The 16996-nt window shown below is 68.7% G+C and carries 15 protein-coding genes; 13 read left to right on the top strand and 2 right to left on the bottom strand.

Translation table 11 applies throughout. The features are described 5' to 3' along the window. Positions 1 to 34 precede the first annotated feature (34 nt). A complete protein-coding gene (gene trpS / locus N5079_RS00680; protein WP_261581262.1) occupies positions 35 to 1039 on the top strand; it encodes a tryptophan--tRNA ligase in 1005 nt (334 codons plus the stop codon). 336 nt (positions 1040 to 1375) lie between these two features. After that, positions 1376 to 2326 carry a YihY/virulence factor BrkB family protein gene (locus N5079_RS00685; protein WP_261581263.1) on the top strand — a complete coding sequence of 317 codons (951 nt, stop codon included), beginning with the start codon at positions 1376 to 1378 and terminating at the stop codon, positions 2324 to 2326. On the opposite strand, the gene N5079_RS00690 is transcribed toward N5079_RS00685, so the two are convergent. Continuing rightward, positions 2317 to 3483 (bottom strand): D-alanyl-D-alanine carboxypeptidase family protein, encoded by a 1167-nt coding sequence (locus N5079_RS00690; protein WP_261581264.1) that lies wholly within the window; start codon positions 3481 to 3483, stop codon positions 2317 to 2319. The two genes, N5079_RS00685 and N5079_RS00690, sit on opposite strands and share 10 nt — an antisense overlap. Positions 3484 to 3581: 98 nt before the next feature. Between N5079_RS00690 and N5079_RS00695 the strand changes: the two genes are divergently transcribed. The 10 genes from N5079_RS00695 to N5079_RS00740 all read left to right on the top strand — a co-directional run bounded on the left by N5079_RS00695 (position 3582) and on the right by N5079_RS00740 (position 14588). Beyond that, positions 3582 to 3782: an SCO4848 family membrane protein gene (locus N5079_RS00695; RefSeq protein ID WP_261581266.1), complete on the top strand. Its 201-nt coding sequence runs from the start codon at positions 3582 to 3584 to the stop codon at positions 3780 to 3782. 34 nt (positions 3783 to 3816) lie between these two features. After that, complete coding sequence (locus tag N5079_RS00700; protein ID WP_261581267.1) at positions 3817 to 4989, top strand: glutamate--cysteine ligase; 1173 nt, start codon at positions 3817 to 3819, stop codon at positions 4987 to 4989. A gap of 218 nt (positions 4990 to 5207) precedes the next feature. After that, positions 5208 to 6449 carry an amidohydrolase gene (locus tag N5079_RS00705; protein WP_410007722.1) on the top strand — a complete coding sequence of 414 codons (1242 nt, stop codon included), beginning with the start codon at positions 5208 to 5210 and terminating at the stop codon, positions 6447 to 6449. A gap of 95 nt (positions 6450 to 6544) precedes the next feature. Continuing rightward, positions 6545 to 7582, top strand: coding sequence for a BMP family protein (locus N5079_RS00710; protein ID WP_261581268.1), 1038 nt, complete (start codon positions 6545 to 6547; stop codon positions 7580 to 7582). A gap of 234 nt (positions 7583 to 7816) precedes the next feature. Continuing rightward, on the top strand, positions 7817 to 8821 hold the full coding sequence (locus N5079_RS00715) for a BMP family protein (protein WP_261581269.1): 1005 nt from the start codon (positions 7817 to 7819) through the stop codon (positions 8819 to 8821). Positions 8822 to 8944: 123 nt separating this feature from the next. Then, positions 8945 to 10480 carry an ABC transporter ATP-binding protein gene (locus tag N5079_RS00720; RefSeq protein ID WP_261581843.1) on the top strand — a complete coding sequence of 512 codons (1536 nt, stop codon included), beginning with the start codon at positions 8945 to 8947 and terminating at the stop codon, positions 10478 to 10480. Beyond that, entirely contained in the window at positions 10477 to 11601 is a 1125-nt protein-coding gene (locus N5079_RS00725) for an ABC transporter permease (RefSeq protein ID WP_261581271.1), read from the top strand. The genes N5079_RS00720 and N5079_RS00725 overlap by 4 nt, the downstream gene beginning before the upstream one ends. Then, complete coding sequence (locus N5079_RS00730) at positions 11598 to 12869, top strand: ABC transporter permease (protein WP_261581272.1); 1272 nt, start codon at positions 11598 to 11600, stop codon at positions 12867 to 12869. Before N5079_RS00725 ends, N5079_RS00730 begins: the two co-directional genes overlap by 4 nt. Further along, the gene (locus N5079_RS00735) at positions 12866 to 13291 is read left to right on the top strand and encodes a cytidine deaminase (RefSeq protein ID WP_261581273.1); all 426 of its coding nucleotides are present in this window, start codon (positions 12866 to 12868) and stop codon (positions 13289 to 13291) included. The genes N5079_RS00730 and N5079_RS00735 overlap by 4 nt, the downstream gene beginning before the upstream one ends. A 10-nt stretch (positions 13292 to 13301) precedes the next feature. Then, positions 13302 to 14588, top strand: coding sequence for a thymidine phosphorylase (locus tag N5079_RS00740; protein WP_261581274.1), 1287 nt, complete (start codon positions 13302 to 13304; stop codon positions 14586 to 14588). 25 nt (positions 14589 to 14613) lie between these two features. Here N5079_RS00740 and N5079_RS00745 read toward each other — a convergent pair whose 3' ends face one another. Then, positions 14614 to 15249, bottom strand: coding sequence for a MarR family winged helix-turn-helix transcriptional regulator (locus N5079_RS00745; RefSeq protein ID WP_261581275.1), 636 nt, complete (start codon positions 15247 to 15249; stop codon positions 14614 to 14616). 104 nt (positions 15250 to 15353) lie between these two features. On the opposite strand from N5079_RS00745, the gene N5079_RS00750 reads away from it, so the two are divergent. Further along, positions 15354 to 16769, top strand: coding sequence for an MFS transporter (locus tag N5079_RS00750; protein WP_261581276.1), 1416 nt, complete (start codon positions 15354 to 15356; stop codon positions 16767 to 16769). Positions 16770 to 16996: the final 227 nt, after the last annotated feature.

Below are 16996 nucleotides of genomic sequence, written 5' to 3' on the forward strand. Positions count from 1 at the left end.
AGGCACGCGCCTGTTCCTGACAGAATTACGTGTCATGGATCGTCCTCGTGTTCTGTCCGGCATCCAGCCCACTGCCGACTCCTTCCACCTGGGCAACTATCTCGGCGCGGTGCGGCAGTATGTCGCGCTCCAGGACACCCACGAGGCGTTCTACTTCATCGCCGACCTGCACGCGCTGACCGTCGCGCCCAAGGCCGACGAGTTGCGCCGCCGCTCCAGGGTCGCCGCCGCGCAGCTGTTCGGCGCCGGGCTCGACCCCGAGAAGGCGGCCGTCTTCGCCCAGAGCCACATCCGCGAGCACTCCGAGCTGGCCTGGATCCTCATCTGCCAGACCGGCATGGGCGAGGCGGGCCGGATGACGCAGTTCAAGGACAAGTCCGCGAAGTACGGCGAGAGCTCGGCCAGCGTCGGCCTGTTCACCTACCCGATCCTCCAGGCGGCCGACATCCTGATCTACCAGGCCGACCAGGTGCCAGTGGGGCTCGACCAGAAGCAGCACCTGGAGCTCAGCCGCGACCTCGCCCAGCGGTTCAACAGCCGGTACGGCCAGACCTTCAAGGTGCCCAACCCGTACATCCTCAAGGAGGTCGAGAAGATCGGCGATCTCCAGGACCCGACGGCGAAGATGTCCAAGACGTCGTCCAGCCCGCAGGGCATCCTCGACGTGCTGGAGGATCCGGCCTCGCTGCGCAAGAAGGTCATGCGCGCCGTCACCGACACCGGCTCCGAGGTCGTCGCCGACGAGGAGAACAAGCCGGGCGTCACCAACCTGCTGCGGATCCACTCGGCGCTGTCGGGCGTCTCCGTCCCCGACCTGGAGGCGCGGTTCGCCGGGCAGGGCTACGGCGCCTTCAAGAAGGAGGTCGCCGAGGTCATCGTGGACGCGTTCGCGCCCATCCGGGAGCGTACGGAGAAGCTGCTCGCCAACGAGGCCGAGCTGGACCGGCTGCTCGCCGCCGGAGCCGCCCGCGCCCGCGTGGTCGCCCAGGAGACGATGGCCAAGGTCCGCGACCGGATCGGTTTCATCCCCACCCCATGACGCGCTGAAAGCCCCCACCCCGGGCGTGATCATGCGCGGATTCCCGCGGGCGTCGTTGACCTGCGGTGATGCAACTTGTGATCATGCGCAGTTTCCCGTGGGCGCCGCTGACCCTGTGACGATGCAACTTGTGATCATGCATGGGTTTCTGAGGGGGCAGCGCATGATCACGACGGGGATTGTCGCAGGTGAGGCGCGCGATCGGGGATTCTGTGCATGATCACCACTACAGTTGTCCCAGGTGGGGGTGCGATCAAGGAATCTCTGCATGATCACAACCTCGGTGGGGGCGTCGGACCGCCTCCGGAGGGTAGTGGCCGGGCCGTGGGGGTGGGCATGTTCGAGCCAGTCACGCGGCGCATCGATGCGCTCAAGGCATGGGGCCGTCGGTTCGTCGAGCGTGAGAGGATCCGGTTCCCCTGGCTGGACCATCTCATCCAGACGGTCCAGCGGTACCAGGTGCAGTCGGGCGAACGGCTCGCGGCGGCGATCACCTACTTCGCGTTCCTGTCGTTCTTCCCCCTGATCGCCCTCGCGTTCGCCATCTTCGGCTACGTCGTGACATTCCGCCCGGACGCGCTCGTGACGTTGACCAAGGCCATCAACGAGCAGCTTCCGGGGCTCGCCGACCAGCTCCACATCGACCAGCTCGCGGGCGCCCGCGCGAGTGCCGGGATCATCGGTCTGCTCGGTCTCCTCTACGCGGGGCTCGGCTCGATGGACGCCCTGCGCGGCGCGCTCCGCGAAATCTCGATGACTTGTGAGCCACCGCTCAACTACTTCCTGGGAAAGCTCCGCGACCTCGTGGCGCTGGTCCTCATGGGCATCACCATGATCGCTTCAGTGATCGTGAGCGGCTTCGCGACCGGGGCGACCGGCACGGTGGCGGGGTGGATCGGGCTGGGCCAGTCGGGGCTCGCCGGGTCCTTCGTCTGGATCACCGGGGTCGTCGCCGGTCTGCTGTTCGACCTGCTGCTCTTCCTCGTCATCCTGGGCTGGCTGGGCAGGCCGGCGCAGTCGTTCCGGGTGGTCCTCAAGGGCGCGCTGCTGGGCGCGGTCGCTTTCGGGGTCCTGAAGCAGCTCGCCACGCTGATCCTGGCGCGGACCCTCCACAATCCCGTGTACGGCACGTTCGCCGTGGTCGTTGGCCTGCTCCTGTGGATCAACCTGTCCGCCCGGGTGATCCTCTACGCGGCGGCGTGGACGGCCACGGCCACGCTCGGACCGCCTCCCGAGCCGACTCCCGTGCCGTCGAACGCCACGCCCGCGACGGCCGATCAGGAGTGACGAGGCCGCCTCCGCCGGCGCGTGCCGTACAGGGCGAGGAGCAGTACGGCGAGCAGGCCGGCGCCGAGGACCAACGTCGCGACGAGCGGGCCCTTGCCGCTCTGCTTGGCCGCCGAGGCGGGCGTCTGCGCGGGAGTGGAGCCGGGCCGTACGGCGATGGCGGAGGACGAAGGGGCCGCCTCGGGGACCGGTTTGACGAGCTCTCCGACAGGGGATGCCTTGCCGTCCGCGGCGAACCCCCAGTCGAGCAGACCGGCGACCTCGTCCCAGAAGCCGCCCTGGTGGTGCATGATCACGACGATGATGGTGTGGCCGTCGCGGGAGGCCGCGCCGACGAAGCTGCCGAGCGCCTTGGTCGTCCAGCCGTTCTTGACGCCGATCATGCCCTTGTAGCGCCACAGCAGTTTGTTGTGATTGCCGATCTCGTAGTAGCCCTTGGGCGCGGGAAATTTGGCGGTCTTGGTGCTGACGTACTCCCGGAAGGCCGGGAGCGCCAGGCCGGCTCGCGCGATGAGCGCCAGGTCGTAGGCCGAGCTCTGCTGCCCCGGCTTGTCGAGGCCGTTGGGCGTCTTGGCCACCGTGTCGTACGCCTGGAGCCTGCTGGCCTCCTTGTTCATGTCGGCGAGCGTCTTGTCCAGGCTCCCGTTGGCCTCGGCCAGCGCGTCGGCCGCGTCGTTGCCCGACACCATCAGCAGCGCCCGCCAGAGGTCGTCGATCTTGTAGATCGGCTTCGGGACCAGCCCGACCGCGCTGCCCTCCTCGTTGCAGGCCCACTGGCTGGGCTTGATCGTGCGGTCCCTGTCGAGCTTTGGGATGAGCGTGACGGCGGTCAGCGTCTTCAGCGTGCTCGCGGGCATGTAGTGCCCATGCGGGTCCTTCGCGGCGAGCACGGCGCCCGTGTCGGCGTCCGCGATGACATAGGCCGAGGCCTCCGTCTTGGGAGGCTCCTTGATCCCGGCCGGGGCGATCAGCCCGCGCCCGCCGAGCAGCTCCCCGCCGACGGGCCCGCTCGCGATCTTCTCCACCTTCGGTACGGCTCGCGTCACGGCGGGTACGGCTCGCGTCACGGCGGGCGCTCCGCCGCAGCCTGCTGTAGTGAGGCCGATCAGGGCTGTCGTCATGAACGCGGCCGCCAGGGCGCGGTAGTTCGTCCCCATAGGGAAGTCAGCCTAGCTTCGAGTCTTTTCGCATGTGATGGCACATGCCCCAGAGATCACCGGAACACTCCGGAGGCGCACCCGCCGATACTGTGAAGATGACGAGACGTGTATCGGGCTTTCTGTTGGCCCTCGCTGCTTTCATGATCTTTGAGTGGATTTCGCTCGGTTTCAACCTGCAGGACGGCCATGAGACCGGCTTCTACGTGGTTCACGGCATCTTGATCGCCGTCAACCTGATCCTGGCGCTGGTGCTGGGCGGCATTGGCGTGCGCGCCTGGATCAGGGGTAGGCCTTAACCAAAGGGGATTTCCGACCCGATGGAGGCATGTGGTGACGATCGAGTTCAACCCCTCGCGCGGCGCGACGCTGGGCGTTGAGTGGGAGCTCCAGCTCGTCGACCGGCACAGTCGCCAGCTCCGCCAGGACGCCAAGGAAGTGCTGGCGGCGGTTCCGGAGCTCAGCGAGGCCCAGCGGCCGAAGGCGATGCACGAGCTCATGCAGTCGCAGATCGAGATCGTCACCGACGTCTGCCACACGGTCGCCGAGGCGGTGCAGGATCTGCGGAGGAGCATTGACAGGCTGCGCCAGGCCGTCGAGCCGCGGGGGACGGCGCTCGCCTGTACGGGGACCCATGCCATCAGCGACTGGCGGGACGCCGTCTACGCCCCGATCCAGCGGTACACCGAGTTGGTCGAGGAGATGCAGTGGCTGGCGTGGCGGATCCAGACCTTCGGCGTGCACGTCCACGTGGGCGTGACCGACCGGGACAAGGTCATCCCCATCGTCAACGCCCTGGCCGCCCATCTGCCGCACTTCCTCGCGCTGACGTCCTCCAGCCCCTACTGGGGAGGCCAGGACACCGGGCTCGCCTCCAGCAGGGCGATCGTCTTCGGCTCCCTGCCGACGGCCGGCCCTCCGCACCTGCTGGCGGACTGGACGGAGTTCGAGGAGTACATGGACACGCTGAAGCGCGCGGGGACGATCCGGAGCATCAAGGAGGTGTGGTGGGACATCCGGCCGCATCCCGACTTCGGCACGATCGAGATCCGGATGTTCGACGGCATCCCCACGCCGCGCGAGGTCGGCATGGTCGCCGCCCTGTCGCAATGCCTGGTGCAGCAGTTCGACCAGCAGATCGACCGGGGCTACAAGCTGCCGCATCCGGCGGCCTGGGTGGTGCGCGACAACAAGTGGCGCGCCACGCGCTACGGCCTCGACGCGGACGTCATCACCGACGACCACGGCTCCACGGCTCCGATGCGCGACGTATTGTATGAGCTTCAGCGCGAACTCGAACCGGTCGCCGATCGGCTCGGCTGTGCCGAGGAGCTGGCCGTGATGACGGACGTGCTGGAGCAGGGGAGCTCCTGCGAGCGCCAGCGGGCGATCCTCGCCGACGGAGGAACCCTCCAGGATGTCGTCGACGCGACCGTGATCGAGCTCGCCGAGGACAGGTTCGTGACCTCGAACCCCAACCGCGAGGGCGAGCATTCCGGAAAGTGATCGGCAAATCAGTTGCCAGGGTAAATACTGGGCAATCCCCCGCCTCGGAAGGTCGCGGCATGGAAAGATTGTGAACGAAGGGTCGGTGGTGGCGAGACGGCGCCCGCGCGGCCCTTTCGGCTTTTCAACGTGATCTGCCTGGCGTGATGTTCTGATCCGACGTTTTGATTCGATCCCGCGATCCGTGGCAGGACGGTTCGCTGGGGAAGGGAAGATCTGTGGCCACCTCATCGAAGCTCGCACCGCCGGACGCGGCGCCCCCCGGGGCGAACGACCTCGCCGCGCAGCTGGCGGATTTCCTTCGCGAGCACAACGATGAGCTGATCGAGTTCCGGCGTGACATCCACGCGCATCCGGAGATCGCCTTCAGCGAGCATCGCACCACCCAGAAGATCGCTGAGCGTTTGGCCGACGCGGGCCTGACGCCGAGGATGCTGTCGCGTGGAACCGGCATGTGGGTGGACCTCGGGCGGGACCAGGGGCCCACGGTCGCCCTGCGGGCCGACATCGACGCCCTGCCGATGGAGGACGAGAAGGACGTTCCGTACCGGTCGACCAACTCGGGCGCCTGCCACGCCTGCGGCCACGACGTCCACACCGCCGTCGTCCTCGGCGCGGGGCTGTTCCTCGCGTCCCAGGCCGACGCGGGGGCTCTCCCCGGCCGGGTACGACTGATCTTCCAGCCCGCCGAGGAGGTCGCGGGCGGCGCGCTGGAGGTCATGCGGGACGGCGGTCTGAACGAGGTGGACCGCATCTTCGCGGTGCACTGCGACCCGAGGATCGACGTCGGTCAAGTCGGTCTGCGCACGGGTCCGATCACGGGCTCCTGCGACAGCGTCCGCATCCATGTCGGCGGCCCCGGGGGCCACACGGCCCGCCCGCACCTGACCGTGGACCTCGTCTACGCGCTGAGCAAGATCATCACTGAGCTGCCGGCCGCGCTCTCCCGCAGGGTCGATCCCCGGTCGAGCCTCAGCCTCGTGTGGGGGCAGGTCTCCGCGGGCTCCGCCTTCAACACCATCCCGGATGTCGGCATGGCGCAGGGCACCGTGCGGTCCCTCGACGAGGAGGCCTGGCACCAGGCGCCCGACCTGGTCAAGGCGCTGCTGGACTCGGTGGCCGGGGCGTACGGCGTGGACGCGGAGCTCGACTACCGGCGCGGCACGCCGCCCACGGTGAACGAGGCCAGGAGCATCCAGATGCTGCACGACGCGGTGACGCAGGTCGTCGGGGAGACCGCCTCGGTGCCGACCCCGCAGAGCCTCGGCGGCGAGGACTTCTCCTGGTACGTCGAGTCGGTGCCCGGCGCCCTCGCCCGGCTCGGCACCCGTGCTCCGGGCTCGATCGACGAGGTGGACATCCACCGGCCACAGTTTGACGTCGACGAGCGCGCGATCGGCGTGGGCGTGAAGGTCATGGCCGCCACTGCACTCACCGCCCTTTGGGGCGAAACAGCCTAAGGCGATTTATTTGGACAAAGGTTGTATGGGTCGCTAGTTATGCCTTACTTCGCGTGGGTCACAGTGGTGACCTGAGCGGAGTAAAGGAGAACCTCGTGCGGTCGATCGCAGCCCTGGTGGCGTGCGCCTCCCTCCTGATCACCGTGGCCGGCTGTGGGACTTCGGCTGAGGGTCCCGGGGCCTCCGCCGGGGGTGCGGACGCCTCGACGCTGCGTGTCGGCCTCGCATACGACATCGGCGGACGTGGTGACCACTCCTGGAACGACTTCGCGGCGAGCGGTCTCGACGACGCCAAGAAGAACCTCGGCATCGTGCACAGCAAGGAGGTCGAGGGCGTCGCGGGGGAGACGGACCAACACAAGGAAGACCGGCTCCGGTCCCTCGCGGCAAGTGGGTACAACCCGATCATCGCCCTGGGCTACGCCTATTCCGCGCCGATGAAGAAGGTCGCGCCACAATTCCCGCGCACCAGGTTCGCGGTCGTCGACGACAATTCGGTGACCGCGCGCAACGTGACCAACCTGATGTTCGCCGATGAGGAGGGCGCGTTCCTGGTCGGAGCGGCGGCCGCTCTCAAGACCAAGACTCGGAACGTCGGCTTCGTGGGCGGCGTCGTGGCGCCGGTCGTCAAGAGGTTCGAGGCCGGCTATCGGCAGGGTGTGGCCCACATCGATCCGCGCATCACCGTCCAGGCGAGGTATCTGACCAAGCCGCCGGACCTGACCGGCTTCAACGACCCCGCCAAGGGCAAGGCCGCGGCGGACGCCATGTACGCCGCCGGCGCGGACGTCGTGTACCAGGGCGCGGGAGGTTCGGGCGCCGGCGTTTTCGAAGCCGCCAAGGAGCATGACGCGTGGGCCATCGGCGCGGACTCCGACCAGGCCCTCACCGCCGACCCGGCCGTACGGGACCACATCCTCACGTCGATGATGAAGAAGGTGAACGTGGCGGTGTACGACTACCTCGCGGACACTGTGGACGGTACCGTCAAGTCGGGGCCGGTGGTCTATGACCTCGCTCTGGGCGGGGTGGACTACGCGACCGGCGGGGGACACATCAAGGACATCCAACCGAAGCTGGAGCAGCTCAAGCAGGAGATCATCCACCACAAGATCAGGGTCGGCGTGGACTGACCACCTGGTCACGAGGTGGCCTGAGCTGCATAACGGACGTATTGCGGAGTCGTATGCCGGTTTGGTCTATGCAGGTCAAACAACTATCTTCCGTGCAGGGTTGCCGTGCGTTCCTGCGTGCGTGCGACGGAAGTTGGACGCCGTGGACAGGCACGGACACGGAAGGGGAGTTTCACCTTGCTCCGCAATCGACTTAGCAAGCTGGCTGCCGCCACTGCTGCGGGAGCCATGCTCATGGCCGCCGCGGCGTGTGGGGGCAGTGACAGCCCGACAACGGCATCGACCGGTGGCGCCTCCAGCGCCCCCGCTGCCGCGAGTGTGAAGGTCGGCCTGGCCTACGACATCGGCGGTCGTGGTGACGGTTCCTTCAACGACGCCGCCGCCGCGGGTCTCGACAAGGCCGTCTCCGAGTTGAAGGTGGACAAGAAGGAGCTCGAGGCCACCCAGGGTGAGACCGACGCGCAGAAGGAGGAGCGCCTCCGCCTCCTCGCTTCCGGCGGTTTCAACCCGGTCATCGCGGTCGGCTTCGCCTACTCCGCGGCCGTGACCAAGGTCGCCGCCGAGTTCCCCGACATCAAGTTCGCCATCGTGGACGACGGGGCCAAGGGCGCGAACATCACGAACCTGTTGTTCGCCGAGGAGCAGGGCTCGTTCCTGGTCGGCGTGGCGGCCGCGCTGAAGTCGCAGAAGGGCAACGTCGGCTTCGTCGGCGGCGTTGACGTCCCGCTGATCCACAAGTTCGAGGCGGGCTTCGTGGCCGGCGCCAAGGCGGCCAAGCCGGACATCAAGATCCAGAAGAAGTACCTGACCCAGCCGCCGGACTTCAGCGGCTTCGGCGACCCGGCCAAGGGCAAGACCGCCGCTCAGGGCATGTTCGACGCGGGCGCCGACGTGGTCTACCAGGCGGCGGGCGGCTCCGGCGCCGGCGTGTTCGAGGCCGCGAAGGCCGCGGGTGGCATGGCCATCGGCGTCGACTCCGACCAGGCGGCCCTCCCGGCGTACGCGGACGACAAGGACGTCATCATCACCTCGATGCTCAAGAAGGTCGACGTCGCGGTCTTCGACTTCCTGAAGAACTTCGCGGCCGGCACGGTCAAGGCGGGCCCCGCCATCTATGACCTCAAGGCGGGCGGCGTGGACTACTCCACGACCGGCGGCAAGATTGACGACATCAAGTCCAAGATCGACGAGTACAAGCAGAAGATCATCAGCGGCGAGATCACGGTCCCCAGCTCCTGACCTGCGCCGTCGTGGGGCCCGGTGGCGCTGCCCCCGGGCCCCTTGGTCTACTCTCACTACCACTGTCTGTCACCCGGGCACTACCACCGTCCGTCAACAGGCACTCCGCAGGAGGAGGCCGCCATTACCACCGCGACCGCCACAGAGCCCGCCGTAGAGTTGGCCGGGATCACCAAGAGGTTCCCCGGAGTCGTCGCGAACCGCGACATCGATCTCCATGTGGCAAAGGGACAGATTCACGCACTCGTCGGCGAGAACGGCGCGGGCAAGTCCACCCTCATGAAGATCCTGTACGGCATGCAGCGCCCGGACGAGGGTGAAATCCGGATCAACGGATCCCCCGTCGCCTTCCACACCCCCGCCGACGCCATCGCCGCCGGGATCGGCATGGTCCACCAGCACTTCATGCTGGCCGACAACCTCACGGTCCTGGAGAACGTCATCCTCGGCAGCGAGCCGCGGAAGGGCGGCGTCGCCGTCGACTTCGGCGCGGCCCGCAAGAAGATCAAAGAGATCTCCGACGCGTACGGGCTGGGCATCACGCCTGACGTCGCCGTCGAGGAGCTGGGGGTCGGCGACCGCCAGCGAGTGGAGATCCTCAAGGTCCTCTACCGCGGTGCCCGGATCCTCATCCTCGACGAGCCGACCGCCGTGCTCGTTCCACACGAGGTCGACGAGCTCTTCGACAACCTGCGTGGCCTGGTCCGCGAGGGCCTCACGATCCTGTTCATCTCCCACAAGCTCGACGAGGTTCTCCGGGTGGCCGACGCGATCACCGTGATCCGCCGCGGCACGACCGTGGCCACGGTGAACCCCCAGGACGTGACCGCCCGCCAGCTCGCCGAGCTCATGGTCGGCAGCGAGCTGCCCAGCCCCGAGACGCGCGAGTCCACCGTCACCGAGGTCGTGGCCTTCTCCGTACGCGACCTGACCGTGCGGACCGCCGACGGGCGGGCGATCGTCGAGGGCGTCAGCTTCGACATCCACAAGGGCGAGGTGCTCGGCATCGCCGGAGTCGAGGGGAATGGCCAGGCCGAGCTCGTCGAGGCCATCATGGGCATGCGCCCACTCGCTTCCGGATCCCTCACCCTCAACGGCAGGGACATCACCGGCTGGCCGACGCTGAAGCGGCGCGAGGGCGGCATCGGCTACATCCCGGAGGACCGGCACCGGCACGGGCTGCTGCTGGAGGCCCCGCTCTGGGAGAACAGGATCCTCGGCCACCAGACCCGCCGGCCCAACGTCAAGGGCATCTGGATCGACCGTGCCGGCGCGCGTGAGGACACCCGGCGGATCGTCGAAGAGTATGACGTCCGTACCCCCGGAATCGACGTGGACGCGGCGGCCCTGTCCGGGGGCAACCAGCAGAAGCTCATCGTCGGCAGGGAGATGAGCAGCGATCCCCTGCTGCTGATCGCCAGCCACCCGACACGGGGCGTCGACGTCGGCGCCCAGGCCGCCATCTGGGACCACCTTCGTACGGCCCGCGCCGCCGGCCTCGCCGTACTGCTGATATCCGCTGACCTCGACGAGCTCATCGGCCTGTCCGACTCGCTCAAGGTGATCCTGCGCGGGAGGATCGTCGCCGACGTCGATCCCGCCGAGGTCACGCCGGAGCAGCTCGGCTCGGCCATGACGGGCGCCGGGGAGGGCGCATGAGCACGTTCCTCGACCGGCTGTTCGGCAGGGTAAAACTCGGCGGCTGGCTCGCCGTGGTGGCGCCGCTCCTGGCCGTCGTCTTCGCCGTACTGATCACCTCGGGCGTCCTGCTCGTCGCTGGAAAGCCTCCGCTGGACGCCTTCACCGCGCTGGCGCACTACGTCGTCCAGCCGAGCGGGGCAGTGCTGATCATCAACTTTGCGACGCAGTACTACATCTCCGCCCTCGCCGTGGCGATCGGCTTCCGGATGAACCTGTTCAACATCGGTGTGGACGGGCAGTATCGGCTGGCCGCGGTGGTCGCCGCGGGCGTCGGAGGCGCCGCCCTGCTCCCCGGCGTGCTGAACATCATCCTCGTGATGGTCGTCGCGGTGCTCGTCGCCGCGCTCTGGGCGGCCATCGCGGGCCTGCTCAAGGTGACGCGCGGCGTCAGCGAGGTCATCTCGACCATCATGCTGAACGCCATCGCCACCGGCATCGGCTCCTGGCTGGTGATCAGGTATCTGGGCGTGCGCTCGGGCAACGAGCTCGCCACCAAGGAGATCCCGCCGGACTCCCGGGTTCCGGGCCTGTCCGTCATCCCCGGGACGTCGGCGCAGGTCACCGGCTTCATCGTGCTGGCGGCGATCTTCGGCGTGGCCTACTACGTCCTGCTGAACCGGACCCGGTTCGGGTTCGACCTCCGGGCCACCGGAAGGTCGGAGTCCGCGGCGGTGGCCAGTGGGGTCAACGTGAAGAGGATGGTCGTGACCACGATGGTTCTCTCGGGGGCGATCGCCGGCTTCGCGGGGATGCCCGAGCTCCTCGGCGGGTCGTACAAGTACGGCACGAACTTCCCCACGGGCCTGGGCTTCACCGGCATCGCGATCGCGCTCCTCGGCCGGAACAACCCGGTCGGCATGGCGATCGGCGCGCTGGTGTGGAGCTTCCTGGACAACTCCAAGAACAGCCTCCAACTCGTCGACATCTCCCCGGAGATCGTTCAAATCATGCAGGGAACCATCGTGCTCTCCGTGATCGTCGCGTACGAGTTGGTGCACCGGTACGCGCAGGCAGCCAAGCAGCGCCGGGTCAGCCGCGAGCTGGCCGTCCCCTCCCAGCCGGAAGGAGCCGCGGCATGACCGTCACCGGCGTGTCGGTCGGGCGGCCCCTGGAGGCGCCGCCGGCGCGGCGATTCAGGTTGACGCTCCCCATCCTGCTCGCGGGAGTGGCCGCGCTCGTCGTGCTGCTCTCCATCGCCCGCGTCGTCACCGGGGCGAACGACATCACCTCGGGCGGCACGGTCAGCGCCGCGCTGGGCCTCGCCGTACCGATCGGGCTGGCCGGCCTGGGCGGCCTGTGGTCCGAGCGGTCGGGCGTGGTCAACATCGGCCTCGAAGGCATGATGATCCTCGGCACCTGGTTCGGGGCCTGGGGCTCACTCCAGTTCCACAGCCCCTGGGCAGGGGTGATCGCCGGAGCGATCGGCGGCGCCCTGGGCGGAGCGATCCACGCCCTTGCCACGGTGACCTTCGGGGTGGACCACATCATCGCCGGCGTGGCGATCAATATCGTCGGCCTCGGCTTCACGCAGTATCTGTCGAAGCTGTTCTTCGACGGCATGCCGGGGGGCGGCGCCAAGCAGTCGCCGGGCCTGCCGCACATGCCGACGCTGAGCGTGCCGGGGATCGGCGAACCGCTGCGGACCCTGGAGGCCAGGCATTGGTTCCTCCTATCCGATTTCGCCGGGGTGCTCCGCGGTATCACCCAGGACGTGTCGTCTTTCACCATCCTGGCGATTCTGCTCGTCCCGCTGTCGTTCTACGCTCTGTGGAGGACGGCGTTCGGCCTGCGCGTGCGGGCCTGCGGCGAGCGGCCGGGGGCCGCCGAGTCCCTGGGCGTCAACGTCTACCTGTACAAGTGGATCGCGGTGCTCATCTCCGGCGCGCTCGCCGGGCTGGGCGGCGCCTTCCTGTCGATCGTCGCGGCGGGTATCTACCGTGACGGGCAGACGGGCGGCCGCGGGTACATCGGCCTCGCCGCCATGATCTTCGGCAACTGGCGTCCGGGGGGTCTGGCGGGGGGCGCGGTGCTCTTCGGCTACACCGACGCGCTCCAGTTGCGGCAGGGCGGGACCTCGGTGCACGCGCTGCTGCTCGTCGTGGCGATGCTGCTGGCCGCCGTCGCGGTCTACCAGCTCGTACGGCAGCGGCGGAACACGGCGGCGCTGATCACGGCGATCGGCGCGATCGTGGTCTTCGCGGTGTTCGCGGTGACGGACACGGTGCCCGAGCAGTTCACCTCGTTCACCCCTCACCTGACCACGCTGCTGGTGCTGTCGCTGGCCTCACAACGGCTTCGCATGCCCGCGGCCGACGGCATTCCCTATCGGAGGGGGCAGACGATATGACGAGGGACAACACGAGGGAGACGACAGGCGGCGGCGCGATCGACTGGGAGGCGCTCCGCGTCGCGGCCCGGGAGGCCATGGCTCACGCCTACGCGCCGTACTCCAAGTTTCCCGTCGGCGCGGCCGCTCTGGTGGACGACGGCCGCATCGTGACCGGCTGCAACGTCGAGAACGCGTCGTACGGCCTGGGGCTGTGCGCCGAGTGCGGCCTCGCGTCCGCGCTGCACGCGAGCGGCGGCGGGCGGCTGGTGGCGTTCACCTGCGTCGACGGGCACGGCGAGCTGCTCATGCCCTGCGGCCGCTGCCGCCAGGTGCTCTTCGAACACGGTGGCCCCGACCTGCTGGTCGAGACGCCGGAGGGCCCGTGGCCGATGGCGGATCTCCTGCCGTTCGCCTTCGGCCCTGATGACTTGTCGCGATAAAGGGGAAAGCATGGGTTTCGACGCGGTCGAGATCATCACCATCAAGCGAGACCGTGGCGAGCTGTCCACCGCCCACATCGACTGGGTGATCGACGCGTACACACGCGGCGAGGTGGCCGACGAGCAGATGTCGGCGCTAGCGATGGCGATCCTGCTCAACGGGATGAACCGCCGGGAGATCGCGGACTGGACCCAGGCCATGATCCGGTCGGGGGAGCGGATGGACTGGTCCGCGCTCGACCGGCCCACCGCCGACAAGCACTCCACGGGCGGAGTGGGTGACAAGATCACTTTGCCGCTGGCTCCGCTCGTGGCGGCGTGCGGCGCGTACGTGCCCCAGCTCTCCGGCCGGGGGCTCGGCCACACCGGGGGCACGCTGGACAAGCTCGAGTCCATCTCCGGGTGGCGGGCATCCCTGTCGAACGACGAGATGCTGGGGGTCATCCGTACGGCCGGGGCGGTCATCTGCGCGGCCGGCACCGGGCTGGCTCCCGCGGACAAGAAGCTCTACGCGCTGCGGGACGTCACCGGAACGGTCGAGTCGATCCCGCTGATCGCCTCGTCGATCATGTCGAAGAAGATCGCCGAAGGCACGGGCTCGCTCGTGCTCGACGTCAAGGTCGGCTCCGGCGCTTTCATGAAAAATGTGGACAACGCCCGAGAGCTGGCCCGGACCATGGTGGCGCTCGGCACCGACGCGGGCGTGCGGACCGTCGCACTCCTCACCGCGATGGACCGCCCCCTGGGGCGCGCCGTGGGCAACGCCCTGGAGGTCGAGGAGGCCGTCGAGGTCCTCGCCGGGGGCGGCCCCTCCGACGTGGTCGACCTGACCGTACGGCTGGCACGGGAGATGCTCGAAGCGGCCGGACTGCCCGGGGCCAGAGACCCCGAGGAGGCGCTGAAGGACGGCTCGGCGATGGACGCGTGGCGGTGCATGATCAGCGCCCAGGGCGGCGATCCGGATGCCGTCCTGCCGAGAGCGGCCGAGTTCATGGAGATCACGGCTCCGGAGTCGGGTGTCCTGTCCAGGCTCGACGCTCTGGGTGTCGGCGTCGCCGCCTGGCGGCTCGGCGCGGGCAGGGCGCGCAAGGAGGACCCGGTGTCGTTCGGCGCCGGCATCACGCTGCACGCCAAGCCCGGCGACGCCGTCCGCAAGGGGCAGCCGCTGATGACGCTGCACGCGGACGAGACGGCGAGGTTCGAGCGGGCGCTCCAGGCCCTCGAGGGAGCCTACGAGGTCACCGAAACCGCAGACCCCGGCCTCCTGCCCCTGGTCATCGACCGCATCACGGCATAGGCCCCGCTCGGCCGGACTTTCGCCGTCAGCGGGTGAGGCTCGCTTCCAGTGCCTTGTCCGTAGCTCGCGCGTGGGCGGTGTTCCCCGTGTCCCGGTCGCCGTCGGTGTCCCGGTCGACCTGGGTGTTCCGGTCGACCTGGGTGTTCCGGTCGCTGTGGGCGTCTCGGGCCTTTGGGACGTGCTCCGTGGATGGCGTGTCCTTGGGCGGCGTGTCCTTGGGCAGCGTGTCCGTGGGCGGCGTGCCCTCGGGTGGTGTGCCCGTGAGGTAGGGGACGAGGCGCGACTCGAGGACGGAGCGGTGGGTCGGCAGCGCCTCGGCGTGACGCCCGCGGCCCTCATCGGTGATGTGCACGAAGACGCCTCGCCGGTCCACGTCGCAGGTCGCCCGCATGACGAGGCCCTCGCGCTCGAGGCGGGCGATCAGCCGGGACATCGCGCTCTGGCTGAGGTGCATGTGCTCCGCCAGCTCCTGAACGCGGAACTTGAGCTTGCCTTCGTCGTCGCAGGTCGTCATGGCCTCGGCCATGCGATCGAGGAGCTCGAACTCGCTGACCCCCAGCCCGTGCTTCTCGCTGAGCTCCCGCTCCAGCGCGCACGACACACGCGCGTGCCGTTCGAGCAGCTCACGCCATGCCGTCACCATGAAATCCGTGTCGTTCATGCGACCGAACCGCCTTTCTCGCGTGATCGTAGCATGCACGCGCAATATATGCAACTGCATTAAATGCTTGTGCATTGAATGCAGGTGCATGTATCTTCGCTGACATGATTCCCTCCACTCAGGACGAGCGCTGGGGGGCGCGCCTGTGGGGTGCCCTCACCGTTCTCTGCGCAGTCATCTTCCTCGACGCCCTTGATGTCTCCATGGTCGGCGTGGCCCTGCCGTCCATCCAGGCGGACCTCGGGATGACCACGTCGTCACTGCAATGGGTCGTGAGCGGCTATGTGCTCGGGTACGGCGGTCTGTTGCTTCTCGGGGGCCGGACCGCCGACCTGCTGGGACGACGCCGGGTGTTCCTCGCCGCCCTGGTCGTTTTCGCCGCCGCCTCACTGCTGGGCGGGCTGGTGACCGACGGCACCCTGCTGATCGCCGCCCGCTTCATCAAGGGCATCAGCGCGGCGTTCACCGCTCCCGCCGCATTGTCGATCATCACGACCACCTTCGCCGAAGGGCCCGCGCGCAACCGGGCCCTGAGCATCTTCACCGCCTGCGGCGCAAGCGGCTTCTCGCTGGGACTGGTGCTGTCCGGGGTGCTGACCGAGATCGGCTGGCGCTGGACGTTCCTCATGCCGGTCCCGGTCGCCATCCTCGCCCTCGTCGCCGGTGCCCGGCTGCTCCACCGCTCCGACGAGCGCGGCGAGGGCGGTCACGACCTCCTGGGCGCCGCGACGATCACCGCGGCGATGCTGCTCCTGGTCTTCACCGTGGTGGAGGCTCCCCAGGTCAGCCTTCTGCGCACCGTGCTGTCGGCCGTCGGGGTGGCCGCGCTGCTCGCGCTGTTCGTGTGGTGGGAGCGCCGGGTCAGCCACCCGCTGGTCCGCCTCGGCATCCTCCGTTCCGCGCCGCTGGCCCGGGCCAACATCGGGCTGGTCATCCTGTTCGGCTCGTATGTCGGCTTCCAGTTCGTGGCCATGCAGTACTTCCAGAACCTGCTCGGCTGGAGCGCACTCCAGACCGCACTCGCCTTCCTCCCCGCGGGCCTGCTGGTCGCGGTCAGCTCGACCAAGATGGGCACCCTCGCCGACCGGTTCGGCACGGCACGCCTCATCGTGGTCGGCTCGATCGCGCTGCTGGCCGGGTACGGCGTCTTCCTCCAGGTCGATGAGCACCCCAGCCTGGCGACGATGGTCCTCCCGGGCATGGTCCTGCTGGGCATCGCGTTCGCTCTGTCCTTCCCGTCGCTCAACATCCAGGCCACGTCCGGGGTCCACGACGACGAGCAGGGCCTGGCCTCTGGCCTCCTCAACACCTCGGGGCAGGTCGGCGGAGCCGTCGTGCTCGCGATCGTGACCGCCGTGCTGACCTCCGGCTCGGAGGGGGATCCGATCGGCCGGTTCCGCGCCGCGATCGTGGTCTCCGGTCTCTTCGCCCTCATCGGGTTGGTCGTCGCCCTGACCGGGCTCCGCTTCCGGCCCCGTACGGCAGAGGCCGCCGAGGAGAGAGTGCTCGAAACGGTCTGATGGCCGCGCGGAGAAGGGGCGTCCCGGGGGCGGGACGCCCCTTCTGGCTGCGCCGCATCGTCCTCGTGCGGGGTAGCCGGCATGGTGGAGGACCTGACGCGACCTGACCTGGGCCTGACCTGGGCCTGGCCTGACCCGGCCTGCCCCGGCGTGACCCGGCCTGACCCGGCGTGACCCGGCCTGACCCGGCGTGACCCGGACGTGCGCCTGCCCGCCGCCGCGGATGC

This window comes from Planotetraspora sp. A-T 1434 (assembly GCF_025420585.1).
GTDB lineage: Bacteria > Actinomycetota > Actinomycetes > Streptosporangiales > Streptosporangiaceae > JAOEGB01.

Bases quoted from the DNA above. Each gene is read 5' to 3' on its own strand.
- trpS (WP_261581262.1), top strand. From the start codon at position 35: ATGGATCGTCCTCGTGTTCTGTCCGGCATCCAGCCCACTGCCGACTCC.
- N5079_RS00685 (WP_261581263.1), top strand. From the start codon at position 1,376: ATGTTCGAGCCAGTCACGCGGCGCATCGATGCGCTCAAGGCATGGGGC.
- N5079_RS00690 (WP_261581264.1), bottom strand. From the start codon at position 3,483: ATGGGGACGAACTACCGCGCCCTGGCGGCCGCGTTCATGACGACAGCC.
- N5079_RS00695 (WP_261581266.1), top strand. From the start codon at position 3,582: ATGACGAGACGTGTATCGGGCTTTCTGTTGGCCCTCGCTGCTTTCATG.
- N5079_RS00715 (WP_261581269.1), top strand. From the start codon at position 7,817: ATGGCCGCCGCGGCGTGTGGGGGCAGTGACAGCCCGACAACGGCATCG.
- N5079_RS00725 (WP_261581271.1), top strand. From the start codon at position 10,477: ATGAGCACGTTCCTCGACCGGCTGTTCGGCAGGGTAAAACTCGGCGGC.
- N5079_RS00730 (WP_261581272.1), top strand. From the start codon at position 11,598: ATGACCGTCACCGGCGTGTCGGTCGGGCGGCCCCTGGAGGCGCCGCCG.
- N5079_RS00735 (WP_261581273.1), top strand. From the start codon at position 12,866: ATGACGAGGGACAACACGAGGGAGACGACAGGCGGCGGCGCGATCGAC.
- N5079_RS00740 (WP_261581274.1), top strand. From the start codon at position 13,302: ATGGGTTTCGACGCGGTCGAGATCATCACCATCAAGCGAGACCGTGGC.
- N5079_RS00745 (WP_261581275.1), bottom strand. From the start codon at position 15,249: ATGAACGACACGGATTTCATGGTGACGGCATGGCGTGAGCTGCTCGAA.
- N5079_RS00750 (WP_261581276.1), top strand. From the start codon at position 15,354: ATGATTCCCTCCACTCAGGACGAGCGCTGGGGGGCGCGCCTGTGGGGT.